This is a genomic window from Streptomyces sp. NPDC031210, assembly GCF_055570395.1.
In genome coordinates, this window is the sequence record NZ_JBVIHH010000007.1 from 106,174 (window position 1) to 131,724 (window position 25,551).

Genomic DNA, 25,551 nt, shown 5'->3' on the forward strand with positions numbered 1-25,551 from the left:
GGTACGCGAAGTCCAACAGGCTTCTTTGTCCAGACAGTTATGGAGGCGGACGCCATGGGAATCGGCGGGTGTATCGGTCTGATCGCGGTGGGCGCCATTCTCACCTTCGCGGTGGACTGGCACATGGCCGGAGTCAACGTCGACCTGGTGGGCGTCATCATGATGATCGTCGGCATCATCGGACTCGCCGCCTACGTGAGCATCCTCAAGCGGCGGCGCACCCAGCCCCCCGCTCCCGGCGCTCCCGTCGTCGACGTCGAGGACAACCGCTACTAGGCCCTGCCGGGCCGGCTCCCTCGCCCTCGCTCTGCTTGCCAGTTCCACGCCCACGGCCCGTCGGCCCCCGCCGGCGGGCCGTTTTACGCCGTCCGCGTGCCAGGGGCGGGGTGCGGGCGGTCGCCCGGGCGGTGTCCGCGCGCAGTACGTGACCGGGGGCCTCATGGGCTTGATACTGAGTCGGGGTCGCACATCGCACCCCACCAGATGACTGACAGCCCATCAGCAACGTCGTGCGGCCCAGCCGCCCACCCCACCAGGAGATGCGGATGAAGATGTTGATCAATGTCGCCGAGACGGTCGTGGCGGACGCGCTGCGGGGCATGGCGGCCGCGCACCCCGAGCTGGTGGTGGACGTGCCGAACCGGGTGATCGTGCGGCGGGACGCGCCGGTCGCCGGCAAGGTGGCGCTGATCTCCGGCGGCGGCAGCGGGCACGAGCCGCTGCACGGCGGATTCGTCGGGCCGGGCATGCTGGACGCCGCCTGTCCCGGCGAGGTCTTCACCTCGCCCGTGCCCGATCAGATGGTGCGGGCGGCGGCGGCCGTGGACAGCGGCAGCGGCGTGCTGTTCCTCGTCAAGAACTACACCGGCGACGTCCTCAACTTCCAGATGGCGGCCGAGCTCGCCGAGGACGAGGGGGTGCAGGTCGCCAGCGTGCTCGTCGACGACGATGTGGCGGTGACCGACTCGACCTTCACGGCCGGTCGGCGCGGCACCGGCGCCACCCTCTTCGTCGAGAAGATCGCGGGCGCCGCCGCCGAGGAGGGAGCGCCGCTGGAGCGGGTGGAGGCGGTGGCCCGGCAGGTCGTGCAGGGCTCCCGCAGTTTCGGTGTCGCGCTCGCCCCCTGCACGACGCCGGCGAAGGGCAGCCCCACCTTCGATCTGCCGCCGGGCGAGCTGGAGTTGGGCGTCGGCATCCATGGCGAGCCGGGGCGCGAGCGCCGTCCGATGATGACCTCCGGGGAGATCGCGGATTTCGCGGTGCACGCCATTTTGGAGGACCTCCGGCCGAGGCTGCCGGTACTGGTACTGGTCAACGGGATGGGTGCGACGCCGCTGCTGGAGCTGTACGGCTTCAACGCGGAGGTGCAGCGGGTGCTCGCCGAGCGGGAGGTGACGGTGGCCCGGACGCTGGTGGGCAACTACGTGACGTCGCTGGACATGGCCGGCTGCTCGGTGACGCTGTGTCAGGTCGACGGGGAGCTGCTGCGGTGGTGGGACGCGCCGGTCCAGACGCCGGGGCTGCGCTGGGGGCGGTGATCCCGCGCCGGACCGGTAGGCCCCGCTTGCCGCCGGATGCGCACCCCGCGCACCGGCCCTCTCCCCTGACCCCGGCCCCAGGTCCCGGCCCCGGTCCCGGCCTCGAAACACGCCACACCCACCACACCCACCCCACCCGCGACCACGCACCAACCGCGCCGCACCGCCCGTCCCACCCCCGCACGAATCCTTAGGAGCAGTCCGTGTCAGAAACCGCCTTGGACGCCGCGTTCTTCATCCGCTGGATGACCGCGGCCGCCGCCCGAGTCGACCAGGAGGCCGGCCGGCTCACCGAGCTGGACTCGGCGATCGGGGACGCCGACCACGGCAGTAATCTCCAGCGCGGTTTCGCCGCCGTCGTCACGGCTCTGGAGGCGGAGCCGCCGGCGACGCCCGGGGCGGTACTGATGGCCGCGGGACGGCAGTTGATCTCGTCCGTGGGCGGCGCGTCCGGTCCGCTGTACGGCACGCTGCTGCGCCGCGCCGGCAAGGCCCTCGGCGACGCCGGTCGGGTGAGCGCCCAGGAGTTGCGGGCCGGCCTCGGCGCCGGGGTGGAGGCGGTGGCCCAACTGGGCGGCGCCGCCGCGGGCGACAAGACGATGCTGGACGCCCTGCTGCCGGGCGTCGAGGCGCTGGCGACCTCCTTCGACGCGGCGGCCGGCGCCGCCGAGGAGGGCGCGCTGGCGACCGTACCGCTGCAGGCCAGGAAGGGCCGGGCGAGCTACCTGGGCGAGCGCAGCATCGGGCACCAGGATCCGGGCGCGACCTCCTCGGCGCTGCTGTTCGCGACGCTCGCGGAGGTGGCGAAGTGAGCGACGCGACGACGGGTGGCGCGGAGCACAGTGGGGCCGGTGCGGCGGATGCGCCGGTCGGGATCGTCCTGGTGTCGCACAGCGCGTCGGTGGCCGAGTCCGTGGCGGCGCTGGCCGTCGGGCTTGCCGGCGGGGGTACGCAGGCGCCGGTCGCGGCGGCGGGCGGCACTCCGGACGGCGGGCTCGGGACGAGCGCGGAGCTGATCGCCGCGGCCGCGCGGGAGGTGGACCGGGGCGCGGGCGTGGCCCTCCTGGTCGACCTCGGGAGCGCCGTCCTGACCGTCAAGGCGCTGATCGCCGAGGGGGACGAACTGCCCGAGGGCGCGCGGCTGGTGGACGCGCCGTTCGTGGAGGGCGCGGTGGCCGCGGTCGTCACGGCCTCGACGGGCGCGGACCTGGCGGCCGTCGCGGCGGCGGCCGAGGAGGCGTACGGCTACCGCAAGCAGTGAGGCGGCCACGGCCCCGGCGCGAGGTCTCCGCCGGGGCCGTGCCGTGCTCGCGCGGTGGCCGGGGACCGGTCACGGCTTGCGGGCGATCGCGGCGTAGCAGGCCGCCTCGGCGTCCGTGACGTGGGTGGCGTCCTCGGGGTGGTCGGGGCGCCACTGGTGGGAGAGGGTGACGCCGGGCTCCAGCAGGTCCCAGCCGTCGAAGAAGCGGCGGAACCGTTCGCGGGAGCGGAACTGCAGGGCGGTGCCCGCGTCACCGTAGATCTTGGCGATCTTCCGCATGGCCTCGGGGGCCAGGTCGGCCGTGGCGTGGGTCATGGCCAGGGTGCTGCCGCTGGGCAGGGCGTCCTTGAGGGTTTCGACGATGGTGTGGGCGCGGTCCCGGCCGTCGTCGGTGACGAAGTGCATCAGGGCGTTCAGGCTGAGCGCGACGGGCCGGTTCAGGTCGAGCGTCTCCAGGAGCCGTGGTGCGGTGAGGATGCCGGCGGGGTCGGTGACATCGGCCTGTACGTAGGCGGTGCGGCCCTCGGGGGTGCTGAGCAGGAGCGCGGCGGCGTGCGCGAGGACGATCGGATCGTTGTCGGTGTAGACCACACGCGCCTCGGGTGCCAGGCCCTGGGCGATGTCGTGGAGGTTGGGCGGGGTGGGGATGCCGGTGCCGATGTCGAGGAACTGCCGCATGCCGGAGGCGGCGAGGAAGCGCGTGGCGCGGTGCATGAACTCGCGGTTGACGCGGGCGGCGACGAGGGCGGCGGGGAAGACGCCGAGGACCTGGCCGGCGGCCATCCGGTCGGCCAGGAAGTTGGTCTTGCCGCCCAGGAAGTAGTCGTAGACACGGGAGGAATGGGCCCGGTCCAGTCGGAGATCCACCACGGGCTCGTCGTGGTCGCTCATCGTTCGGTCGCCTCCCCGCTGCCCGGCGCGCCTCGCGGCCGGTGACGCTGCTGCCGCCGGGTGCCGCGGCGTTCCGGACACCGCCGCTCACCCCGGCTGCTGGAGCATTGCCCACCGCGCCCTGGATCATGCGGGGCGCACAGTGTGCGCCCCGGCGCAAGCCGGCTGGTGCCCGAGGCGTTCACACGCCCGGTACGGCGTGTCCCGGCGCATACGGGGCGCATATCTCCTGCTCGCGCACCCGGGGCGGCACGGGATGTCCGGGTATGACGCGCGACCATGCCCGCGTCACGCGTAGTCATATGAATACGCAGGGGAAGATTTCTTTGCCAGGGGTGCCACAAACGGGCGTACTTTCGGGTTCATTGGAGGGTGAGGGCAACCGTCCTCCCGCTGCCGCGGGTCCCCCCGGGTGCCTCGGTGGCGGTGCACGGCGAACGGATCGAGGACGGCTCGTGAGGACAGACCGGGACCGACTTCTGCCGGTGTGTGCGCAGGCGCACGCCCCCACCGCGGAGATGGCACCGCCCCGCCGTCCACAGCCGGTCGCCCGTGCGCGCCGCGCGATAGCCATCCGGTGCCCCGCCGCCGGCCGCGCGCTCCGCGTCCGTGGTCCGCGCGGTGGCGAGGGGCGCACATGAGCCCCTACCGCGCGTCCCGCGCGGCCGGTGCGCCACCCCGGCGGCCCGGCTCCGCGGCACCGGTGCGGTCCGGCCCCTCGCGCCACGACCTGTCGATCACCTTCGAGGCGTTCCACGCCACGCATGCCCGCAAATGGCTGACCTACGCCTATCTGCACACCGGCAACGAGGTGGCGGCCCGCGAGGTGACCCGGGCCGCCTACCGGCAGTTGGCCGGGCTGTGGTCGCACGCGCTGCGCCAGGCGTCGGTGGAGGCGTTCGCCTGGTCGGTGCTCAAGGAACGCGTCGTGGAATGGCTCTACGACCACCAACAGCCCACCGCGCTCACCGAAACAGCCGCCTTCGCGGTCGTCACCCAGGCTCTGCTGCGTGAGTGCCAGCAGCAGTTCGCCCTGCTGGAGAGCCAGTTAGGGCTGTACGCGGCCATCGCGCGGCTGCCGGAGCGGCAGTGCGACGTGATCGTGCTGCGGCATGTCATCGGGTACGCCGACGACCAGATCGCGGCGTTGCTCGGCGTCGACGAAGTCACCGTCCGGTCCTACGCGAGCCGCGGCAAACGCAAGCTGGCGGCCGCGCTGGGGATCGAGCAGGGAACCACGAGGGGGAACTGACCATGTCGTACACCGATCGCGCCGGCCGCCGGGAGACCGTGGAGACCTTGCTCGGCGCCGCGGCCGAGGTGGCGGGGATCGACGGTCTCGCCGGCCTGGACGGTCTGGCCGGTTTCGAGGGGCTCGCCGGCTTCGGCGGTCTCGATGGCCCCGGCGCGCCCACGGCCCGGAGCGTGCCCGGCGACCGGACCGCGCCCGGCGACCGGGGCGCCCCGACCTCCTATCCCACCGCCCGCGACGAGGCCACCCACGAACTGGAGCTGGCCTGCGCGCTGGTTGTCAACGCCGCGGCGGCCGCGGCCAGTTTGGAGCGGCTGGTCGACGACCACCGCATCGATCCCGAGGGCGCGCTGGTCTTCGCCTGCCTGCTGCACATCACCGGACGTGGTGACGCGGCGCATTTCTGGTGGCACTTCGGCGCCGGCGCCGGCAGCCGGACCGCCGCCTACTGCCTGTACCTCTCGCACCGCCGCAACGGCGAATACCGCGACGCGGCGTACTGGCGCGAACAGGCCGCGCACGCGCCCGACGAGGAACGGCCGGCGCCGGCCGCGTTCGACGACAAGCGGCTCCTGCCGGACGCCGCCCGGCACAATCTGCTCGTGCAGTGGCACAGCGGGCTCGCGCCGACCTTGCCGACCGCCCTGGAGAGCGTCATCAACCGCCTGGTGGTGGACAGCGACGACGAGGACTTCGGCGAGATCCCGCGGCCCTCCCCCACCCTCGTCCGCGATCTGGGCCGCGCCCGGTGACCCCTGGCATGCCCTGCCGTGCCGTCAGACGGGCGGGTCCTCCGCCGCGGGCGGCCAGGCGGGCCGGCTGCCGTCGGGGACGGCGGCCAGGGCGTGGCCGACCGTCGGGTAGCAGGAGAAGACACCGAGCGACTGAGTGCCGATCAGCAGCCGCAGCATGCGTACGCCGAGCGACGCGAGAAACAGCCGGCCCTCCAGGCGGCGGCACAGCCATTCCAGGGCGAGCAGGCAGCTCAGGCCCCGCGAGTCGCAGAAGCGCAGGGCCGTCAGGTCCAGCACGAGGAAGCGGTGCCCGGCGGAGACGACCGCCCGGGCCTCGGCGAGAAACGCCTGCTCGGTGCGGAGGTCCAGCTCGCCGCTGACACGCAGGACGGCGCACTCCTCCTCCTGCACGAGGGCAGTGACCGCCAACGACCGCATCTCCGAGCTCATGCCGTCCAGACTAAGCGCCATTTTCCACCACACCGGCGCGTCGGACCGCCGGCGTACGCGGGTCGCGTCCTCACTCCTCCAGTTCGGTGGCCAGCCGCTCCAGGAAGACGCGCTGGCCGCTCACCATGCGGGCGCGTGCCTCATCCGGGGTGAACCAGGCGACCCGGTCCACTTCCGGGAAGGTGCGGATCTCGCCGGATCCGCGCGGCCATTCCGTCTCGAATACGCCGGGGGTGACCGTTTCCGGGTCGAGATCGCTCTCGACGGCCCAGACCGTGACGACCTTGCCGCCCGACTGCCGGGTCTCGCCCAGCGGGACGTACCGCCCGTCCGGGGGCGGCAGGCCGAGCTCCTCCTCGAACTCCCGGCGCGCCGCCGACCACGGCTCTTCGGGTGGGAGGTACTCCCCCTTGGGCACGGACCACGCGCCCGCGTCCCGCCGTGCCCACAACGGCCCGCCCATGTGTGCCAGCAACACCTCGACGCCGGCGTCCCGGCGGCGGAAGAGCAGCAGCCCGGCGCTTCGTTTTCCCGCCATGGCACCAGTCTGCCCGGGGCGCGCCCCGGAGGCCGTCAAGGCGGCGTCGGGCCCGCCGCGTCGGCATGGGCGGCCAGCACGGTCTCCACGGTGTCTGCCTCGGCCGCCGTCTTGTCCTCCCGGTAGCGCACCACCCGGGCGAAGCGCAGGGTCACCCCGGCCGGGTAGCGCGAGGAGGTCTGGAGGCCGTCGTAGGCGATCTCGACGACGAGTTCGGGCGTACGGTCACCACATGGCCGCTCTCGTCCACGGCCAGCTCCCGCAGGCGCTCGGTCTGCCAGGTGAGCATGGCGTCGGTCATGCCCTTGAAGGTCTTGCCCAGCATGACGAAGCCGCCGTCCGGCGCGCGCGCTCCGAGGTGGAGGTTGGACAGCTTTCCGGTGCGCCGGCCGTGACCCCACTCCGCGGCCAGCACCACCAGGTCGAGGGTGTGCACCGGCTTCACCTTCAGCCAGGAAGCGCCCCGGCGGCCCGCGCTGTACGGCGCGTCCAGGGCCTTGACCACGACACCTTCGTGGCCCCGGCGCAGGGTGGCGGTCCAGAAGTCCTCGGCGGCGGCGCGGGCATCGGCGGCGGCCGGGTCGCGGACCACGAAGCGGCGCACCCGCACCGGCTCGGGCACCAGCTTGGCCAGCTCCGCGTGCCGCTCTTCGCCGGGCAGGTCGAGCAGCTCGCGGTCGTCGAGGGACAGCACATCGAAGAAGACCGGGGACAGCGGCAGGGCGGCCCGGGCGGCGGTGACGTCCACCCGCGAGCCGAAGCGGCCGGCGACGCGCTGGAAGGGCACCGGCCGGCCGCCGGCGTCCAGGGCGATCACCTCGCCGTCCAGGACGAAGCGGGCGTGCGGCAGGTCCCGGGCGAGCGCGGTGACCTCGGGCAGCCGGTCGGTGACGTCGTCCAGGGTGCGGGTGTAGACGCGTACGTCCGGCCCGTCGCGGTGCACCTGCACCCTGATGCCGTCGAGCTTCTCCTCCACGGCGCACGGCCCCAGCCTGTCGACGGCCTCGGACACGCTCTTGGCGCTGTGCGCGAGCATCGGCCCGACCGGGCGGCCGACGGTGAGCCGGAATTCCGCCAGCGCCGCCGGCCCCCGGGACAGCAGCGCGTGGGCCACGTCCTGGAGGGAGCCCGCCAGCATCACCGCACGCCGTACCTCGGCGGCGGGTGCGTCGGTGGCCGCGGCGAGCCCTTCGACGGCGATGGCGTCCAGCGCGCCCTGGCGCACCTCACCGGTGAGCAGGCCGAACAGGAACCGCTGCTCCTGCTCGGTCGCCGCGGCCAGCAGCTCCCTGACCAGGCGCCGGCGCTCGCCCTGGGCGCCGGCGCCGCCGACCGAGGCCAGGGCGGTCAGGGCGGCGTCCGCGTCGCGCACCGTGAGCGTGGGCTCCGCGGCCGCGGCGACGGGCTCGCGCAGGACGCTCCAGCCCACCCCGATACGGCCCTGGGGCAGCCGCCCGGCGAGATAGGGGATGACCACCGGTACGTCCTCGGGAGCGGCGGCCCGGAACAGCCCCGCGAGCAGGGAGATCTTCCGCGAACGCGCGGACGTCGCGGCGACGTCCTGGGAGACCTGTGCGAGTTCGGCCAGCAACATACGGTCATCCTGCCCCCGCGCGGCCCGCACCGCTCCCCGGCCGGGAAGACCGCCGCGGGCCCCTCCTGGTGCGGGGCGGCGGGGTGCGGTGTGACACCCGTCACCGCGAGGGCGGTGGGTTCGCCCTGCCCACCACGCCAAGATCCGTGCTACGTTCGTACCAGTTGCAGTTTTGGTACCCATGACTTTGTGTGCGCCTGACGGGCAGTGACCCGCGGGCGCATTTTTGTTTGCCGGTCATCACCGGACGGGGCTCCACGGCGACTCGGGAACCGCACGGCGCGGATCCTGGCACTCCCCCTATCGAAAGAGATTTCACATGGCGACTGGCACCGTGAAGTGGTTCAACGCGGAAAAGGGCTTCGGCTTCATCGAGCAGGACGGCGGCGGCGCTGACGTCTTCGCCCACTACTCGAACATCGCCACGCAGGGCTTCCGCGAGCTTCAGGAAGGCCAGAAGGTCAGCTTCGACGTCACCCAGGGCCAGAAGGGCCCGCAGGCGGAGAACATCGTCCCGGCCTGACCTGGGCAGTAGTACGACAGGGTCCCGCGCCTCACGGTGCGGGGCCCTGCCGTCGGGCCGACGGCGCACCGGGCGGCCCCCGGGCGGCACCGTCCCCCGGCGGACCCGACGCGTCACCCCGCAGCGGACAACGACGTTCCGCTCACCCGCCGGCAGCACACAGCCGTGGCTGCCCGGCCCTCTGGTCCGGCAATTCGACCGCCGCTCTCCGGCTGGCGCCGACCGTTTCCGAGGCCCCGGACGCGACACCTTTTCCCGTCTCGCTCCGGTCTCCACTTATTCCGGCTCGTTCTTGCGATTCTTCGTGCGGCTCCCGGCCGCCGGGTCTCCCTCGATACGCGCCGCATCGAGGAAGGTTCCGCATGAACCGCACCACCCGTTCCAATGACCGCTACGCCCGCGCCGGTGGCTCCGGCGGGCGTTCCGCGGGCGCCGGCTCCCGTTCCGGCGGCTACGCGGGCCGCTCCGGCGGCTCCGGCACCGGCTCCGGCTCGACCGGTGGCTCCGGCGGCCGTTTCCGCTCGCAGGGCGGCTCGCGCCGTCCCAAGGCCGCTCCGCAGGGCGAGTTCGCCCTGCCGGTCAGCACCACCCCGGCACTGCCCGCCGCCGCGACGTTCGCCGAGCTGGACATGCCGGCGCCGCTGCTCACCACCCTGGCCCGCCTCGGTGTGACCGAGCCGTTCCCCATCCAGGCCGCGACGCTGCCGAACTCCCTGGCCGGCCGCGACGTCCTGGGCCGTGGCCGCACCGGCTCCGGCAAGACCCTCGCCTTCGGCCTGGCGATGCTGGCCCGTACCGCCGGTCAGCGCGCCGAGCCCCGCCAGCCGCTGTCCCTGGTGCTCGTCCCGACCCGCGAGCTGGCCCAGCAGGTCACCGACGCGCTCACTCCTTACGCCCAGGCGCTGCACCTGCGCATGGCGACGGTCGTCGGCGGTATGTCGATCGGCCGTCAGGCCGGCGCGCTGCGCGGCGGCGTGGAGGTCGTCGTGGCGACCCCCGGACGGCTGAAGGACCTCATCGAGCGCGGCGACTGCCGCCTGGACGAGGTGCGCGTCACGGTCCTGGACGAGGCCGACCAGATGGCCGACATGGGCTTCATGCCGCAGGTCACCGAGCTGCTCAACCAGGTGCGCGCCGACGGTCAGCGGATGCTGTTCTCGGCCACATTGGACCGCAATGTGGACAAGCTCGTGCGCCGCTTCCTCAGCGACCCGGTCGTGCACTCCGTCGACCCGTCGGCGGGCGCGGTCACCACGATGGAACACCACCTGCTGCACGTGCACGGCGCGGACAAGCACGCCACCACGGTCGAGATCGCGGCCCGCGACGGCCGCGTGATCATGTTCCTGGACACCAAGCACGCGGTGGACCGCCTCACCAAGGACCTGCTCGCCAGCGGCGTCCGCGCCTCCGCGCTGCACGGCGGCAAGTCGCAGCCGCAGCGCAACCGCACGCTCCAGCAGTTCAAGTCGGGGCATGTCAACGTGCTGGTGGCCACCAACGTGGCGGCCCGCGGCATCCACGTCGACAACCTCGACCTGGTCGTGAACGTCGACCCGCCCACGGACCACAAGGACTACCTGCACCGCGGCGGCCGCACCGCCCGCGCCGGCGAGTCCGGCAGCGTCGTGACGCTGGTGCTGCCCAACCAGCGCCGTGAGATGACGCGCCTGATGACGACGGCCGGGATCACCCCGCAGACCACCCAGGTCCGCTCCGGTGACGCCGAGTTGACGCGTATCACCGGCGCCCAGGCCCCGTCCGGCATCCCGGTCACCATCACCACGCCGGTCGCCGAGCGCCCCAAGCGCAGCGCGTCCTCCTCGCGTGGCCGGCGCAGCCGCCCGGCGCAGGCCCGGCGTACCGGCGGTGGCGACCGCTCGGCACCGCGCCGCTCCACCGCCACCTCGTAACACCCCGGCACCACCCCGCGGCTCCCGAAAGCCCGTGCGTTCACCCGCCGGCCTCGGGGGCCGCGGGCTTTCCGCGAGCGGCCCGACGGGCGGCGGTGCGGGCGGGGGCCGGGCGGCGGTGCGGGCGCTCACTCGTACATGACGTATTCCGGGCGCGGGGTCAGCGCCAGGACCTCCTTGGGCGTCATCAGGCGGCTGCCCTTCGCGTCCTCCTCGTAGAAGAGCTTGAAGCCGGTGTGCAGCCCGTCGGGCAGGTCGGTGACGAGCTGGCGCCAGGTGGCCCGCTTCATCCCCGGTGGGCCGATGCCGTCGGCACTCTTGATCAGTGCCACTCCGGGCTGCGGCCGCAGTGCGGACTGGTGGCGCACCACGGACCTGGCGACCTGGTGGTAGACGAGCGGCTTCTGCGGCAGGTCATGGGACTCGACCAGACGTGAGAGGTAGCGGGCGACGCGGGTCAACTCCTGGCCGCTGGTGTGACCGTAGGTGTCGCCGGGCACCTCGCCGGGGCCCATCTCCCATTCCGGGTCGAGCGCGACCCCGACATCGGGGTGGATCAGCCACTCCCGCAGGGCCTTGACCTCGTCGAGCATCCTCGCGCGGCCCGGCTGGATGTTCAGCAGGAGCAGTGCGCGGTGGTCGCGGGCCACTTGGTGGAAGCGGCGGATGACGGCGGTGGGCGTCTGCGAGCGGTACTTGCCGTCCGAGCCGGCGTCGGCGTTGACGACCGTCGCCAGGAGTTCGAGGACGGGCAGGGGCTCGCGGCCGGCGGCGTAGGAGCGTGCCACCTTCTCGATCTCGGCGGCCCGCTCGTCCGGATCGCCGGTTCCCAGCCGCCCGAGTGCGGCGGCACCGGGCAGGCCGCAGAACCCGACCAGCCGGTAGCGGGGGAACAACTCCCGGCCGCCGCGCGGTAGTTCGGGGCGACGCTTCGCCCGGTGGCGGGCGGAGCCCGGCGGCGCGGACGGGGAGCCGCCCGGGCTGCCGGGCGGGGCCGCGCCGGGCGCGGGATCGGCGTGCGCGGACGGCTTGGCGCAGGCCGTGAGCACTCCGAGGCCGGCCGCCGCCGTGGCGGCGAGCAGACCGCGGCGGCTCGCTCCCGGGTGCGGCGCTTTCGCCCGGGTGGTCCGCTCCGCGCCTGTCGCGGGCCGTTCTGGCACCTCGCCGGCCTCGTCCGCCACGTCGCCTCCGTCCGCCGCGTCCGGCCGGAGCCGGGTGCGGCTGTCATAGGGACCGATCTTCTCCGTGCAGTGCGCATCTCCACGCGATCCGCCGCAAAACCCGGACGGCCGGCGGACGGCTGCGATCAAGCCAGTGACGGGACGTCCTGACGCCGCTCGCCGTCGCACGCCCGGGCCGGTCCACCGGGCCGCCGGGCGGTTTCGGTAGTGTGCCGCGACCTGGGCACGGTCGGGCCGCGGGCCGCTGGACGGCGCCGGAATTTCGCCCTATCGGCCGCCCGCCGGCGTCGGATTCGTCACACGGGCAACCATCCGTCGCCGCTTCACCTCTCCCCCTGTGCAGCACAGTTGGTCACCTTGTCGCTACTTAAAGATGACCAATTGTTAAATCTCGCCGCAATCGCTGCGAAAATCGATCATTTCTCTTTACATGCCCATGCCAGGCAGACCAGGGTTTGCGCGGGGTCGTCACACGACTCCCGTGGTGCGTCACAGCACCGCGTGTACGGGCGGTCGGTCCAACCGACCGCCCCCGCAGCTCTAAGGACCCACAACAGTGCGTAGACCCCACATACGCAGGCGGAGCCTGGCCATCGGCGTCGCGGTGACCACGGCCGCGACCCTCACCGCGGGTGCGGCCGGCTCCGCTCTGGCGGCCCCCTCGGCCTCCCGCCCCTCGGCGCCGGCCCCGACCGCCGCCACACCCGCCGCCGCGACGGTCGTGGCCGCGGCCCGGGCGGCGGCGTACGCGCACGCCGCCGCCACCGGCGTCAGCCCGAAGGACACCCTCGACGCCACCGACACCCTGGTGGACCCGGACGGCAAGCGGCATGTGCGCTTCGTCCGGACCCACCGCGGGCTGCCGGTGCTCGGCGGTGACCTCGTCGTCCATCTGGACGCCAAGTCCGCCTACACGGGCGTGACAAGGGCCTTCGACCACCAGGTCGACGTGCCCGACACGGACCCGGAGATATCCGCCGGGCAGGCCCGGGAGAAGGCGGCCGGGGTGGCGAAGGGCCACGCCGGTGAGGCCGAACTCGTCGTGGACGCCCACGAGGGCCGCGGCAGGCTGGCCTACCAGGTGCGGGTGACCGGCAGCCGGACCGCCGAGGCCGGCGGCGCCCGCACGGTCGTCCTGGACGCCGCCACCGCGGCAGTGCTGAGCAACGTCCCGGCCAACGACTCCTTCCTGTCGCCGGCCCTTCTGGACACCCTGCGCGCGCGGGGCGAGCGGCCCGCGCTTTCGGCGGGTCCGACCGCCACGCCCCCGTCCGCCACGGGCCGGACGACCACGAGCGGCGGCTTCCCGGCAGCGGCGAAGGGAACCGGCTCGTCCTTCTTCGTCGGCAAGGTGCCGCTGTCCACCACCCAGACCGGCAAGCGGGCCTTCCTCCTCAAGGACCGCACGCGGGGGAACACCGAGACGCGCGACGCCGGCGGCAAGGAGCCGGCGAAGTTCGCCGACGGCAAGGCGTTCACCAGCACCGACAACCGCTGGGGCAACGGCACCGCGAGCAACCGCGCGACGGCCGCCGTCGACGCGCAGTACGGCATCACCAGCACCCTGGACTTCTACAAGAAGACGTTCGGCCGCGACGGGGTCGAGAACAACGGCCGTGGGGCCCGCGCCCTGGTGCACTTCGGCAAGGGCGTCGGCAACGCCTTCTGGTCCTCGGACTGCGGCTGCATGCTCTACGGCGACGGTGACGGCACGATGTTCAAAAAGCCGCTGGTCGTGCTGGACGTCACCGGGCACGAACTCAGCCACGGCGTCGTCGACGCGACGGCCGACCTCCAGCCGACCCGCGTGGACGGCGACGGCAACCAGTTCGGCGAGCCCGGCTCGCTCAACGAGTCGCTGGCGGACATCTTCGGCAGCGCCGTCGAGTTCGCGGCCGCCAACCCCAAGAACCCGCCGAACTACCTGATGGGCGAGAAGCTCGGCCTGCGGCAGAAGTTCCTGCGGCGCCTGGACAAGCCCTCGCTCGACAAGCTCGAAGGCACCGTCGACTACTGGTCGAAGAAGTCCTACGACACCGAGGTGCACGCCGGTTCCGGCGTCTCCTCGCACGCCTACTACCTGCTCGCCGAGGGCAGCGGGAAGAAGACCATCGGCGGTTTCGCCTACGACTCCCCGACCTTCGACGGCTCCAAGGTCAAGGGCATCGGCCGGGCGAAGGCGACGGCGGTCTTCTACCGGGCCCTCACCCGGTACATGGTCTCCACCACCGATTTCCACGACGCCCGGACCGCGACCCTGAGCGCCGCCAAGGACCTCTACGGCGCCCGCAGCACCGAGTACAAGACGGTGAACCGGGCCTGGGCCGCCGTCAACGTCACGTCGGCCAACACCCCCGCCGCCACGCACTGAAGGACCGGTCCGGTGGCGCCCCGGCTTTCGCGGGGTGCCGTCGGACCGCAGGGGTGATCCCGCGCGCGTACGGGTGAAGCCGCCGGCCGGGCGGGCGCGCGTAAGCCGGAAAAGTAATGGTCACATCTATTTATGGTGAGGTGACAGACCCCTTTGACGTGGCGATGGTGTTGCTCGCCTGCGTAGCCGTCGCCCACGCGGATCGCGACGGGGCGCGGTGCGCACCGAAAACCGGCGGGCCGCACGCCGCGGAGCAGGACGACCTCACCGGCGCCGCGATCACATCCCTCGCAGACGCTCCCGGAAGGCTCTGACCTTGGAGTTCCTCCGGTAGGGGGTGAGTTCGAGAAGCAGGCGGGCCAGCGTGCCGTGCGCGGATCCGGTGGCGAGGCGCTCGTAGTGCTCCAGGAAGTGGAGGCAGTGCTGGACCGCCGCTTCGACCTCTTTCGTCGCCAGCAGCGCGTGGGCGAGCCGGGCGTGCAGCAGTGCCCGCGCCCTGTTGTGGTCGGCGGGCCTGCCGGCCAGGGAGGACTCCAGCTCGGCCCGGGCCCCGGTGTGGTCGCCGAGCAACGCGAGCGTCTCGGCCCGCTGGTAGCGCAGGGCGGACTCCGGATAGCTCGTGAAGGGGCCTTCGGGTCCGCAGGTCTGGGCCAGATGTTTCTCGGCCGTCACCAGGTGCGTGGCCGCCGAGCCGTGCTGCCCGACGCCGGCCGCGACCACCGCGCGTCCCGCGTGCAGGAAGGCCCGGGTGGCGGAGGGAACCGCGGATCCCGCCACGTCGAGGGCCGCCTCGGCCAGAGCGACGGCCTGGCGGTGGTCGCGGAGCCGGTGGGCCTGCACGCTCATACAGCGCAGGGTGATCGCGTAGGCGGCGCGGTCCTCCGCCGCGTGCGCGAGTTCCAGGGCGACGGCGTAATAGTGCTGGGCCAGGCCCGGGTGGCCGACGTCGAACGTCATGCCGGCCAGCAGCAGCGTCAGATGCCCGGCCCCGGTGAAGAGCGCGCGGCGCACCGGCGGCGGGGCCGGGGCGGTCAGCAGCCGCGCCACGTCCTCGGACAGGTACAGCGCCAGCGCGGAGCGCCCGTGCGCGCCGCCGTATTTCTCGCCCATCGCGGCGCAGCACAGGGCCACGGTCTCCAGGCGCGCCACGTCCGCGCCGGTCGCCTGCCGCCTGGCGCCCGCCGGTGGCGCGGTCCGCGGCCCGGTCCCCCAGCCGGGGAAAGCGGGCGGCGAGGTGGAGAACACCGCCTGGGCCAGCAGCGGCCGGCGGGTGGGGTCGCTGTCCGCCCGGCACAGGGCGGACAGGCGCCGCACCGGGTCGCCGGTGTCCAGGAGGGCGGCGAGCGCGTCGCCCGGGGCGCCCGGTTCGCCGAGCCCGGTGTCGGCGGGCGTCAGCGTCCGGCCGATGCGGCGGCTGAACGCCTGTGCCACCAGGTCGGCGACCGGCGGCCGGGGGCGTGAGCCGTTGAGCCAGTGGGCGACGGCGGTCCGGTCGTAGCGCAGGCGCAAACCGTGCGCCGTGCCGAGGGAGTTGACGGCGCGCGCGAGGTCCGCGGCGGACCAGTCCGCTTCCGTCAGCAGCGCACCGAGCGCGTGGTTCGGACTTTTACGCGCCATGGTCGCGCCCCTCACCCGGGAGTTCCTTCGGCGTCACGGTGCTTGATCTTTCAACGCGTTCACGTAACTCCCCCAGGGCGCGCTTCCCAACATTGTCGACAGCATGGTTCCGTTGAGGAGAGCCCGTTGGCCATACCGCGTCGGCCACGGGCAAAGTTTTCCGGCCAGGGGCCGGTCGCGCGAAACGGGCGCACCGTCGGTGGTGATTTTCCCGTGCGCGAAAGCGGGGGGTTTCCGTGAATCCGGGCGGCCCGGCGGCCGGAACGCGGTCACGAGAATTGGCCGGGAATGTTCCATGAACCGGTTCTCCTTTCCTCCCGCGTTCCCCGTTCCCGGGCTTTCCCGTACGCGCGTTCCGTCCCTTCCCGTCTCTTCCTCACATGTCCCTTCAGGAGCAGTCAGTGCCACCGCGTCACCGAAACGAACATCTGCGGGCCCTGCTGGCGGAGGCCCGATGGACACAGGCCGCACTGGCCCGGTCCGTCAACGCGCTCGCCGCGGAAATCGATCTGGAGCTGACCTACGACCGCACCGCGGTGGCCCATTGGCTCAGCGGTACGCGGCCGACGCCCCCGGCACCCGCGCTCATCGCCGAGGCCCTGACCCGGCGCCTGGGGCGGGCGGTGTCCCCGGCCGCCGCGGGCTTCCCGGACGACGGCGCCGCGCCGCCCCCGGCCACCGCGCCGCCGGAGAGCCAGCGGCCGGAAACCGCGCTCGCCGCGTTGTGCGGGCAGGAGAGCGACCCGGCCCGCCGGGTGTCGGCCCGGCGCCTGCCCTACCGGAAGGCGGAGTTGGCCGGTACGGCGGGCGCCGAGCCGCGGTGGCCGGGCCCGGACGCCGGCGCGCGCCGGGCGGACGAGGAGGGTGAACTCTCCATCGTCCGCTTCGCCGTGCGCTTCTACGCGGCGTCCTTCAACGCGCACGGCGGCGGCAGCGCGCGCTCGGCACTGGCCGCCTACCTCGCCGACGACATCGCGCCCCGGCTGCGCGAGACGCACGACCCGCACGTGCGGCGCGGCCTGCTGGTCGAGGCGTCGCGATTATCGTTCCTGCTCGCGCGGATGCATCAGGACGCGTCGGTGCACGGGCTGGCCCAACGGCACTTCAACACGGCCCTGCAACTGGCCGCCGAGTCCGGGGACCGTACGGCGTGGGCGGTCGTCCTGCGCGGGCTGAGCGCCCAGGGGCTGGCGCTGGGGCACCGGCACACCGCGCTCCACGCGGCCGAGGCCGCGGTGGAGACCACGCGCAGCGCGCACGGCGCGGCCGGCGCCTACCTGCTGTCCCAGCTCGCCGTGGCGCAGGCCGCCTGCGGTGCGCGTCAGGAAGCCATCGACTCGCTCGGGCAGGCGGAGCGCGCGCTGGAGGCGGCGGAGCGGGGCGCCGGCGGGCCGGGCCCGTTCCAGGCGTACTCCCGCGCCGCGCTGGAATACCAGAGCGCGGAGGCGCTGCGGCACGCGGGAGACCTACCGGCCGCCCGTACCGCGCTGAACCGTTCCCTCGCGCGGCGGCCGGCCGAGGACCGCCGGGGGCTGGCGCTGAGTTACGCCCAGCACGCCGAAATCCTCATCGGCATCGGCAATGTGGAAGAGGCCTGCGCCGCGTGGCAGTCGTTTCTCGATCACTACGCCTATTTGCGATCGGGTGCGGTGGACACGGCACTGAGCCGGCTGCGGCAATTCCTCACGCCCTTTCGCCAGGTGCCGGCCGCGGCGGCCGTTCTGGACCGTACGTACGCGGAGACGGCGGCCCGGCGCCGAGCCTGATCCGGCCGTCGTGCGCATCCGGCGCTTTCACACCTTTCAACATCTCCGCGAGGCCGAAACCAACCGGCGCGGTAGCCGGCGTTGTTGAATCGATTGCGGGGAAATTCCGCCGCCTGGTGAATACCGCCGAGGAGTAGTCGTCGATGAAGAGTGTTGTGCCGTCCGCAGCCGCAGATCGTGAACTCCTGCCCTACACCCTCGTTCATCTCTTCCCCGGGCAGGGGGATTTCTCGGTCAGCCCGCTGGTCCACGCCGCCCGTGCGCATCCTCCGGTGCGCAAGGCGGTCAAGGAGGTTTTCGAGGAGGCGGCGGAGGTCGGCGGCGAGTTCGGCATCGCTCCGCTGGCCGGCGCGCTGCTGGGCGACGCCCCGCCCAGCGGCCGGGACCTCGCGGCGGCCGCCGTCGGCACCCCGCAACTGGCGCTGTTCTGCTCCTCGATCGCGGTGCACCGCGCGCTGTGCGAGGTCGGCTGGGTGCCCGATCAGGTGGTCGGGGTCAGCTTCGGCGAGATCGCCGCGCTCACCGCGGCCGGGGTGTTCGAGGTCGCCGAGGGAGCGCGGATCGCCTGCCTGCTGGCGCACCAACTGGCCCGCTGCCCGGGCGGGATGACGCTGGTGGGCATGGGCGAGGTGCGCACCCGGGCCCTGCTGCGCGAGGCCGGCTCGCCGCCGCTGGCCATCGCCTGCCTCAACGATCCCGGTGAGACGGTGCTCAGCGGCCCCCTTCGGGCGCTGCGGGTCGTGGAGGAGCTGGCCGGACGACAGGGGCTGCCGGTCGCCCGTCTGCGGCTGCCGTTCTCCTCCCATCACCCCTCTCTGACCGGCCCGGCCGACGCGTTCCAGGCGTCGATCCGGCCCCTGACCGCGCGGCCGGCCCGGATCCCCGTGCACAGTGCCGTCCACGGCGGTGTCTACGGCCCCGGGGACGACGTGCACCGGGGCCTGGCGAACTGCCTGGTGCGCCCGGCCCGGGTCCCCGAGGTGCTGCGCCAGGTGACGGCGCCGCGCACCGCGCTGCTGCTGGAGGCCGGCACCGGCCGGGCGCTCACCCGCAACGCCCAGCACACCCTGGCGCCGTCCGCCGCCCGTGCCTGCGCGCCTTTGGCGGACCCCGGGTTCCCCTGGCCGCGCGCCACCGGGCCGCGCGCCACCGGGCCGTACGCCACCACGGCACCGGCCGGCCGCCACGCCGCCACCGCTCTCCCCGCCCGCCTCACGGAGCCCTCCCGATGACCCCTCACCCACGGCCGTCCGCCGAACCCGCCCAGATGACCCGGCCCGCCCAGAGCACGCGGCCCGCCCAGATCGCCCGGCTCTCCCGGCTCGTCCACGGCCCCGACCCCGACGGCTTGCGCCACCGGCTGACCGCGGCGCTGGCCGCCGGCGAGCGCGCGGAGACGGGCGACGCCGACCACGGCCGCCGCACGCACCTCCAGTTGCGCCGGATCGCCCAAGTGCTGCCGCCCGCCGCGGAGTTGCTGCGCGACCCGCACCGGCTCGCGGTCCTCGGCGAGTGCACGGGCGTCGCCGACCCGCCGCTGTACATGGCGGCCCTCTCCCACTACCTCCTCTGCATCGGTTCGATCGTCACCCTGTCCGACGACCCGGCCCGCCTGGGCCGCCAATGGGAGGCGCTGGAGACCGCGCGCGCCAAGGGCGTCTTCCTCGTCACCGAGATCGGCGACGGCAGCAGCCATCTGGGGATCCGTACGACGGCCGAGTTCGACCCGCGGACCGGGGGGTTCACGCTCCGCACGCCGGACGCGGGGGCGGCGAAGTTCTCCGGCGTCGGCTCGCCCGGGTTGCCGCAGACCGCGGTGGTGTGCGCCCGGCTGCTGGCCGGCGGGACGGACCACGGGGTGTTCTCGTTCGTCGTGGACCTGGAGGACGAGCGGGGGCCGGCGCCGGGAGTGGAGATCTCCGGCCGGATCGGGCTGCCGGAACTGCCGCTGGACTACGCGCTGGTGCGCTTCCGGGGCGTACGGCTGCGCCCTGAGCAGTGGCTGCGGGACGGTGCGCGCCTCGACCCGTCGGGCGCCTTCCACGATCCGCTCGGCACCCGCGACGCGCGGCTGGCCCGCACCCTGTGCGTGGGCCAGGGCCTGTGGGCGACCCTGCCCTCGGCGATGGCCGCGATGGCCCGGCAGTGCGCCGCGCGGGCCCTGCGCCACTGCGCGCACCGCCGCGCCCACGGCCGTCTCGCCCCCGGGGAGCCGGTACTGGCCTACCGCCCCCAGCAGCGGGCCCTGTTCGGCTGCCTGGCGGAGGCGTTGGCCCTCACCTGCGCCGGCGGCACGGCACAGGAGATCTGGGGACGCGCCCTGGCGGCGGGCGGCGGCCCGGGGCCGGGCGGGCCGGACACCGCCGGCCGGGACGCGGGAGGGGACGCCGACCGGGAGGAGATGACCTTCGCGCCCTGGACCGCGGTCGACCGTCCGCTGGCGGCCTGGAAGGCGCACACGGTGAACGCCGCGGCGCGGGTGGCCGCCGAATGCCAGCACCGCAGCGGCCTGCCCGGCTATCTGGCGGTCAACCGGCTGGCCGGCTACCACGGCTTCGCCCACGCCTTCGACAGCGCCGGCGGGGACAGCCGGCTGATCATGCTGGACACCGGCCGGGCCCTGGCCGAGGAAGCCGGCGACGCCCTGACCGCCGCCCCGCCGCCGCCCGGCATGCCGGTGGACCATCCCGCCTGGTGGCCCGCCGTCACCCGGGCCCTGGAGAGCCGGCTGACCCAGGACCTGCGCCAGGCACTCCAGGACCGTACGAAGGCGGGGCTGGAGGGTCTGGAGCGGTGGAACCCGCTGCTGGGCGCGGCGCGGGAGCTCGGCGAGGCGTACGCGAGCCGCCTGACGGCGCGGAGCCTGGCCGACGCCCTCGACGCGGTCGACGACCCCGAACTGCTCGCCGTACTACGCCCGTTGGCCGCCCTGTACGGAGTGGCCGAGGCGCGGCGCCTGTCCGGTCGGCTGCTGTCCGCGGAGGTGATCGACCCGGCCACCGCGCGGGCGCTCCCCCTGGCCATGGACGCACTGTGCGACCGGCTGCTGCCCCATCTGCCGCTGCTGACCGAGGCCATGGCCGCGCCGGACACGTCGCCGGCGCCTCTGGGCGCGAGCGACTACGCGGCGGCGCTGACCGACTCCCTCGACTGGCCCACGGAAAGGCCGACATGAACGACTCACCCCCGACCACCTCGCGCATCGGCGTGCTGGGCATGGGCACCTACCTCCCGCACGCGCTGCGCACCAACGAGGACGTGGCCGCCGCGGTCGGCGTCACCCCCGACTGGATCACCGAACGCACCGGGGTGCGCACCCGGCACGTCGCCGCCCCGGACGAGGCCGCCTCCGAGCTGGCCGCCGCGGCCGTACGGGCCGCGGTCGCCGCGGCGGGCATCGACATCGACCAGTTGGACGTGCTGGTCGCCGCCACCTCCACGCCCGACGAACTGGGGCCGTCCACGGCCTGCCGGATCCAGGCGCTGACCGGCGCCCGCAACGCGGTGGCGCTGGACGTCAGCGCGGCCTGCTCCGGCTGGCTGTTCGCCACCCGGGTCGCCCACGACTGGCTGGCCCAGGACCCGTGCGCGCGCTACGCGGCGGTCGTCGGGGTCGAGGCGTACTCCAAGTTCATCGATCCGGCGGACCGGGGCACCGCGGTGCTCTTCGCCGACGGCGCGGCCGCCACGGTCCTCGGGCCCGTACCGGGCGACGGCGGGTTCGCCGGCTTCCGGCTGGGCTCCGACGGCACCGGCGCCCACCATGTGCTCATCCCGGCCGGCGGCAGCCGCGTCCCCGCCAGCGCCGACACGCTCGGCGGCCACCAGCACCACATCCGGATGGACGGCCGGGCGGTCCGCGACTTCATCGCCGAGATCTTTCCGCGGCTCGTCAGCGAGACCCTGGCCCGCCACCGGCTCCGGCTCGACGACATCGACGCGTTCATCACCCACCAGCCCAACCCCGTCCTGCTGCGCGGCCTCGGCGACCGCATCGGCATCCCGCCGGACCGTCTGGTCATCGTGGGGGACGAAGTGGGCAACATCGGCGCCGCCAGCGCCCCCTACGCGCTGGCCAGTGCCGCCGCCCGCGGGCTGCTGCCGCTCGGCGGCCGGGTCCTGATCGCCGCCTTCGGGGCCGGCGTGACCTGGGGCAGCGCGCTGTTGAACTGGACCGGCGCACCGGCCATCCGGATCGCGCCGGGCCCCGCCCCGGTCGCGGTACCCACCCCGATCCCCACCCGTACGCCCGTCGCGCAAAGGAGCTCCTGATGAACACGCCCGCGAACTCGCCCGCGCCCCACGCCCCCGTGGCCCACGTCCTCGACGCCTTCCGCCTCGACGGCGTACGGGCCCTGGTGACCGGGGCCTCCCGCGGCATCGGCCGGTCCGTCGCCGTGGCGCTCGCGCAGGCCGGTGCCGATGTGGCGCTCGGCGCCCGGACCCACGGCGCCCTGAAGGAGACGGCCTGTCTCGTGGAGAAGGAGGGGCGCGTCGCGGTGCCGGTGCCGGGCGACTTCGCCGAGGCGGGGGCGGCGGAGACCGTCGTGGACGACGCGGCGGCGGCGCTCGGCGGCCTCGACGTCGTCGTCCACAACGCGGGCGTCCTGCCGTCCCTGCCCGACGGCAGCCCGGCCATGGCCCCGCTGCAGGATTCCGCCCAGGAGGACTGGGACCGGGTGCTGTCGGTCAACCTCAACGCCACCGCGGCGCTGTGCCGCCGGGCGCACCACCACCTGACGCAATCGTCCCGCGCGAGCGTGGTGTTGATGTCGTCCCTGGCGGGCGTGGCCGGCGCGCCCAGGATGGAGGCGTACGCGGCGTCCAAGGCGGCCCAGATCTCCCTGGCGCGCAGCCTCGCGGCGGGCTGGGCGCGGTCCGGTATCCGCGTCAACGCGCTGTGCCCGGGCTGGACCCGTACGGACATGACCGCCTTCGCCGCGTCCACGGCCCCGCTGTCGGACTGGCTGATGGCACACGTCCCGATGGGCCGGTGGGCCGAACCGCACGAGGTCGCCCGCGCGGCGCTCTTCCTGGCCTCGCCCGCCGCGTCCTTCCTCACCGGGCAGGCGCTGCTCCTGGACGGCGGCGCCTCCGTACCGGACGGCGGGCTCGCCGGGATCCCGAAGCCGCCGTCCCCGTTCGCCGCGTGACCACCGCAGAGAGGCGAGGAACCCCGACGATGACCAGCCAACGCCCCACGGGGGCGACGCAAGACCCGACCGGGGCGACGGAAGTGCCCCACGCCACGGAGACCGGCCCGTTCACCGAGGGCGGCGGGCCGTTACGGGAAGGCCCCGCCGCCGTCATCCGCGGCATCGGCGCCTGCCTGCCGCCCCGCGTGCTGTCCAACGTGGAGGTGACGCGCCGCGGCGTACTCGACACCACCGACGAGTGGATCCGCACCCGCACCGGCATCGCCCGCCGCCGCGAGGCCGAGGAGGGGACGAGCACCGGGGATCTGGCGGTCGCGGCGGGCGGCGCCGCTCAGGCTTCCGCGCGGGCCCGGGCCGACCTGGTCCTGGTGGCGACCACCACGCCGGACCGCCGCTGCCCGGCGACCGCCCCCGAGGTCGCCCACCGGCTCGGGCTCGGCCCGGTCCCCGCGTTCGACCTGGGCGCGGTGTGTTCGGGATTCCTCTACGGCCTCACCGTCGCCACCGCGCTGCTGCGCAGCGGTATCTGCGCCCGGCCGCTGGTCATCGGGGCCGAGACGTACTCGCGCATCATCGATCCGCTGGACCGGGACACCGCGGTGATCTTCGGCGACGGGGCGGGCGCGGTGCTGCTGGGCGCCGGGGAGCCCACCGAGCCCGGTGCGATCGCCGGCGTCGACTGGGGCGCGGACGGCGCCGGCAGCGACCTGATCGCCATCAGCGCGGGCGGGTCCCGGATGCCCGACACCTCGCCGCGGTTGTGCCGCGAGGCGCGCTATTTCCGGATGAGCGGCCGGGAGGTGTACGGGCAGGCCGTGCGGCACATGACCGAGTCCTCGCTGGCCGTCCTCGAACAGGTCGGCTGGCGGCCCGGCAGCGTCGGCGCGTTCATCGGCCACCAGGCCAACCAGCGCATCCTCGACTCCGTCGCCGACCGGGTCGGAATCGCGCCCGGGCACTGCTACGGGAACATCCGCGAGGTCGGCAACACGGCGGGTGCCTCCATCCCGCTGGCCCTGGCCGACACCGCGTCCCGCGCCGTGGTGCGCCCCGGCGCGCGCACCCTGCTCACCGCCTTCGGCGGCGGCCTGACGTGGGGCTCGGTCGCCCTGACCTGGCCCGCCGCCGTCCCCCGGACCCGCCTGCCCGCCACTCCCACCACCGACTCCGCCACCACCGCACGCTCCCCCAGGAGGAAACCGCAATGGAAGCTGTCTACGACCACCTCGTGACCGTGCTCACCGACAAGTTCGAGGTCGACGCCGAGCAGATCCGCCCCGACGTCTCGCTCAACGAGCTGGAGTTGGACTCGCTCGCCGTCGTCGAGCTCTACGTCACGCTCCAGGAACACTGGGGCACCCCGCTGGAGGAGGACGAGTCGGCCGGCGAACTGCCGCTGCGGGACTTCGCGGCGGCCGTCGCCTCCCAGGTGTCCCCCGACCTGGCCGCGGCCGACCCGGAAACGGCGCGATGAGCGCCGGCCGCGGCACGGAGGCCCTCGCCGTCACCGGTATCGGACTGGTCACCCCGGGGGGCACCACCACCGCGGAGACCTGGAGCCGGGTGTGCGCGGGACGGCCGACCGCGGCCGGCGATCCCGCGCTCGCCGGGCTCCCCGTCTCCTTCTCCTGCCGGGTGCCGGACTTCGCTCCCCGGGCGCGCGTCCCCGGCCCGCGGCCCGGACGGCACGACCGGTTCACCCAGTTCGCGCTGACCGCCGCGCACGAAGCCGTGGCCGACGCCGGCCTGGACCCTGCCACCTGGGACGGCACCCGCGTCGCGGTGGTTCTGGGGTCGGCGGCCGGCGGGGTCGGCACGTACGAGGACCAGCACCGGCGCCTGCTCGACACCGGCCCCGGGTCGGTTTCGCCGCTGACCCTGCCCGCGTTCCTGCCCAACATGGCCGCGGGGCAACTGGCCATCGCACTGGGGGCCCGGGGCCCCGCCCTGCACACCGCCACGGCCTGCGCGTCGGGCGCCGCCGCCCTGGTCACCGCGGCGCTGCTGCTGCGCGACGACGCCTGCGACATCGCCGTCGCGGGCGGCGCCGACGCCATGATCACCCCCCTGTGCGCCGCCGCGTTCGCGAAGATGGGCGCGCTCTCGCGGCGGAACACCGACCCGGCCGCCGCCTCCCGCCCCTTCGACGCGGCCCGCGACGGTTTCGTCCTGGCCGAGGGCGCGGGCGTGCTCGTCCTGGAGCGGGTGAGCGACGCGGCGGCCCGGCGCGCACCGGTCCACGCGCGGCTCGCCGGCTACGGCCTCTCCGCCGACGCCCACCACGACGTGGCCCCCGACCCGGAGGGCCATGGGCTGCGGCTGGCCGTGACGCGGGCCCTGCGCACGGTCGGCGCCACCGCGCGCGAGGTCGACCATCTCAACGCCCACGGGACGAGCACTCCCCTCAACGACCGCACCGAAGCGGCGGCGCTGCACGAGCTGTTCGCCGCCGACCCGCCGTCGGTGACCTCCGCGAAGGGCGTCCTGGGGCACACCATGGGTGCCGCCGGCGCCATCGAGGCCGCCCTCACCGCCCTGACCGTCGAACACCAACTGGCCCCGCCCACCGCCAATTTCCACCGCCCCGACCCCGACTCCCCCCTCGACGACCTGGTCACCGGCGCGCCCCGCAGCCAGGAGATCCGCCTCGCCCTCAGCAACTCCCTGGGCTTCGGCGGCCACAACACCGTCCTGGCCTTCGCGCCGGCGCGGTAGGTAGGTCGGTAGGCCGGTCGTCACCGCACTGCGTCGGAGGACGGCCGGGGC

Annotated in this window: 22 protein-coding genes and 1 pseudogene; 17 read left to right on the top strand and 6 right to left on the bottom strand. The window is 74.2% G+C overall.

The genetic code is table 11. The features are described from left to right. Positions 1-54 precede the first annotated feature (54 nt). From ACZ45Z_RS15090 to ACZ45Z_RS15105, 4 genes are all read left to right on the top strand, one after another. The gene (locus ACZ45Z_RS15090) at positions 55-276 is read left to right on the top strand and encodes a DUF6458 family protein (protein ID WP_468361920.1); all 222 of its coding nucleotides are present in this window, start codon (positions 55-57) and stop codon (positions 274-276) included. 269 nt (positions 277-545) lie between these two features. After that, positions 546-1,538, top strand: a complete 993-nt coding sequence (gene dhaK / locus ACZ45Z_RS15095) for a dihydroxyacetone kinase subunit DhaK (protein ID WP_468361923.1) — start codon at positions 546-548, stop codon at positions 1,536-1,538. A 203-nt stretch (positions 1,539-1,741) separates the two neighbouring features. Next, on the top strand, positions 1,742-2,350 hold the full coding sequence (dhaL, locus tag ACZ45Z_RS15100) for a dihydroxyacetone kinase subunit DhaL (RefSeq protein WP_468361926.1): 609 nt from the start codon (positions 1,742-1,744) through the stop codon (positions 2,348-2,350). After that, on the top strand, positions 2,347-2,799 hold the full coding sequence (locus tag ACZ45Z_RS15105) for a PTS-dependent dihydroxyacetone kinase phosphotransferase subunit DhaM (RefSeq protein ID WP_468361929.1): 453 nt from the start codon (positions 2,347-2,349) through the stop codon (positions 2,797-2,799). Before dhaL ends, ACZ45Z_RS15105 begins: the two co-directional genes overlap by 4 nt. 69 nt (positions 2,800-2,868) lie before the next feature. On the opposite strand, the gene ACZ45Z_RS15110 is transcribed toward ACZ45Z_RS15105, so the two are convergent. Beyond that, positions 2,869-3,690, bottom strand: a complete 822-nt coding sequence (locus ACZ45Z_RS15110) for an SAM-dependent methyltransferase (RefSeq protein WP_468361932.1) — start codon at positions 3,688-3,690, stop codon at positions 2,869-2,871. 637 nt (positions 3,691-4,327) lie between these two features. On the opposite strand from ACZ45Z_RS15110, the gene ACZ45Z_RS15115 reads away from it, so the two are divergent. Together ACZ45Z_RS15115 and ACZ45Z_RS15120 are read left to right on the top strand one after the other, a co-directional pair. Beyond that, positions 4,328-4,942: an RNA polymerase sigma factor gene (locus ACZ45Z_RS15115; RefSeq protein WP_468361934.1), complete on the top strand. Its 615-nt coding sequence runs from the start codon at positions 4,328-4,330 to the stop codon at positions 4,940-4,942. Continuing rightward, positions 4,939-5,694 carry a hypothetical protein gene (locus ACZ45Z_RS15120; RefSeq protein ID WP_468362361.1) on the top strand — a complete coding sequence of 252 codons (756 nt, stop codon included), beginning with the start codon at positions 4,939-4,941 and terminating at the stop codon, positions 5,692-5,694. Before ACZ45Z_RS15115 ends, ACZ45Z_RS15120 begins: the two co-directional genes overlap by 4 nt. Positions 5,695-5,718: 24 nt before the next feature. On the opposite strand, the gene ACZ45Z_RS15125 is transcribed toward ACZ45Z_RS15120, so the two are convergent. From ACZ45Z_RS15125 to ACZ45Z_RS15135, 3 genes and pseudogenes are all read right to left on the bottom strand, one after another. Continuing rightward, the gene (locus ACZ45Z_RS15125) at positions 5,719-6,126 is read right to left on the bottom strand and encodes an STAS domain-containing protein (RefSeq protein ID WP_468361937.1); all 408 of its coding nucleotides are present in this window, start codon (positions 6,124-6,126) and stop codon (positions 5,719-5,721) included. Positions 6,127-6,196: 70 nt separating this feature from the next. Continuing rightward, positions 6,197-6,664: an NUDIX hydrolase gene (locus tag ACZ45Z_RS15130; RefSeq protein WP_468361940.1), complete on the bottom strand. Its 468-nt coding sequence runs from the start codon at positions 6,662-6,664 to the stop codon at positions 6,197-6,199. 35 nt (positions 6,665-6,699) lie between these two features. Next, positions 6,700-8,258: pseudogene (locus tag ACZ45Z_RS15135) on the bottom strand (ATP-dependent DNA ligase). Positions 8,259-8,577: 319 nt separating this feature from the next. Here ACZ45Z_RS15135 and ACZ45Z_RS15140 point away from each other — a divergent pair. Then, on the top strand, positions 8,578-8,781 hold the full coding sequence (locus ACZ45Z_RS15140; protein ID WP_037915390.1) for a cold-shock protein: 204 nt from the start codon (positions 8,578-8,580) through the stop codon (positions 8,779-8,781). A 362-nt stretch (positions 8,782-9,143) separates the two neighbouring features. Next, positions 9,144-10,694 carry a DEAD/DEAH box helicase gene (locus ACZ45Z_RS15145; RefSeq protein WP_468361945.1) on the top strand — a complete coding sequence of 517 codons (1,551 nt, stop codon included), beginning with the start codon at positions 9,144-9,146 and terminating at the stop codon, positions 10,692-10,694. Between the two features lie 128 nt (positions 10,695-10,822). On the opposite strand, the gene ACZ45Z_RS15150 is transcribed toward ACZ45Z_RS15145, so the two are convergent. Next, the gene (locus ACZ45Z_RS15150) at positions 10,823-11,875 is read right to left on the bottom strand and encodes a hypothetical protein (RefSeq protein WP_468361948.1); all 1,053 of its coding nucleotides are present in this window, start codon (positions 11,873-11,875) and stop codon (positions 10,823-10,825) included. 556 nt (positions 11,876-12,431) lie between these two features. Between ACZ45Z_RS15150 and ACZ45Z_RS15155 the strand changes: the two genes are divergently transcribed. Beyond that, the gene (locus ACZ45Z_RS15155; RefSeq protein WP_468361951.1) at positions 12,432-14,246 is read left to right on the top strand and encodes a M4 family metallopeptidase; all 1,815 of its coding nucleotides are present in this window, start codon (positions 12,432-12,434) and stop codon (positions 14,244-14,246) included. A gap of 279 nt (positions 14,247-14,525) precedes the next feature. On the opposite strand, the gene ACZ45Z_RS15160 is transcribed toward ACZ45Z_RS15155, so the two are convergent. Beyond that, positions 14,526-15,863: a hypothetical protein gene (locus ACZ45Z_RS15160; protein WP_468361954.1), complete on the bottom strand. Its 1,338-nt coding sequence runs from the start codon at positions 15,861-15,863 to the stop codon at positions 14,526-14,528. Between the two features lie 401 nt (positions 15,864-16,264). On the opposite strand from ACZ45Z_RS15160, the gene ACZ45Z_RS15165 reads away from it, so the two are divergent. From ACZ45Z_RS15165 to ACZ45Z_RS15200, 8 genes are all read left to right on the top strand, one after another. Continuing rightward, a complete protein-coding gene (locus tag ACZ45Z_RS15165; protein ID WP_468361957.1) occupies positions 16,265-17,629 on the top strand; it encodes a hypothetical protein in 1,365 nt (454 codons plus the stop codon). 143 nt (positions 17,630-17,772) lie between these two features. Then, positions 17,773-18,861 carry an acyltransferase domain-containing protein gene (locus tag ACZ45Z_RS15170; protein WP_468361960.1) on the top strand — a complete coding sequence of 363 codons (1,089 nt, stop codon included), beginning with the start codon at positions 17,773-17,775 and terminating at the stop codon, positions 18,859-18,861. Beyond that, complete coding sequence (locus ACZ45Z_RS15175) at positions 18,858-20,804, top strand: acyl-CoA dehydrogenase (protein ID WP_468361963.1); 1,947 nt, start codon at positions 18,858-18,860, stop codon at positions 20,802-20,804. Before ACZ45Z_RS15170 ends, ACZ45Z_RS15175 begins: the two co-directional genes overlap by 4 nt. Continuing rightward, on the top strand, positions 20,801-21,901 hold the full coding sequence (locus tag ACZ45Z_RS15180; protein WP_468361966.1) for a 3-oxoacyl-ACP synthase III family protein: 1,101 nt from the start codon (positions 20,801-20,803) through the stop codon (positions 21,899-21,901). Before ACZ45Z_RS15175 ends, ACZ45Z_RS15180 begins: the two co-directional genes overlap by 4 nt. Then, entirely contained in the window at positions 21,901-22,782 is an 882-nt protein-coding gene (locus ACZ45Z_RS15185) for an SDR family NAD(P)-dependent oxidoreductase (RefSeq protein ID WP_468361968.1), read from the top strand. The genes ACZ45Z_RS15180 and ACZ45Z_RS15185 overlap by 1 nt, the downstream gene beginning before the upstream one ends. Before the next feature lie 29 nt (positions 22,783-22,811). Next, a complete protein-coding gene (locus tag ACZ45Z_RS15190; protein WP_468361971.1) occupies positions 22,812-24,017 on the top strand; it encodes a beta-ketoacyl-ACP synthase III in 1,206 nt (401 codons plus the stop codon). Continuing rightward, a complete protein-coding gene (locus tag ACZ45Z_RS15195; protein WP_468361974.1) occupies positions 23,990-24,259 on the top strand; it encodes an acyl carrier protein in 270 nt (89 codons plus the stop codon). Before ACZ45Z_RS15190 ends, ACZ45Z_RS15195 begins: the two co-directional genes overlap by 28 nt. Next, positions 24,256-25,500, top strand: coding sequence for a beta-ketoacyl-[acyl-carrier-protein] synthase family protein (locus ACZ45Z_RS15200; RefSeq protein WP_468361977.1), 1,245 nt, complete (start codon positions 24,256-24,258; stop codon positions 25,498-25,500). Before ACZ45Z_RS15195 ends, ACZ45Z_RS15200 begins: the two co-directional genes overlap by 4 nt. The last annotated feature ends 51 nt before the right edge of the window (positions 25,501-25,551 follow it).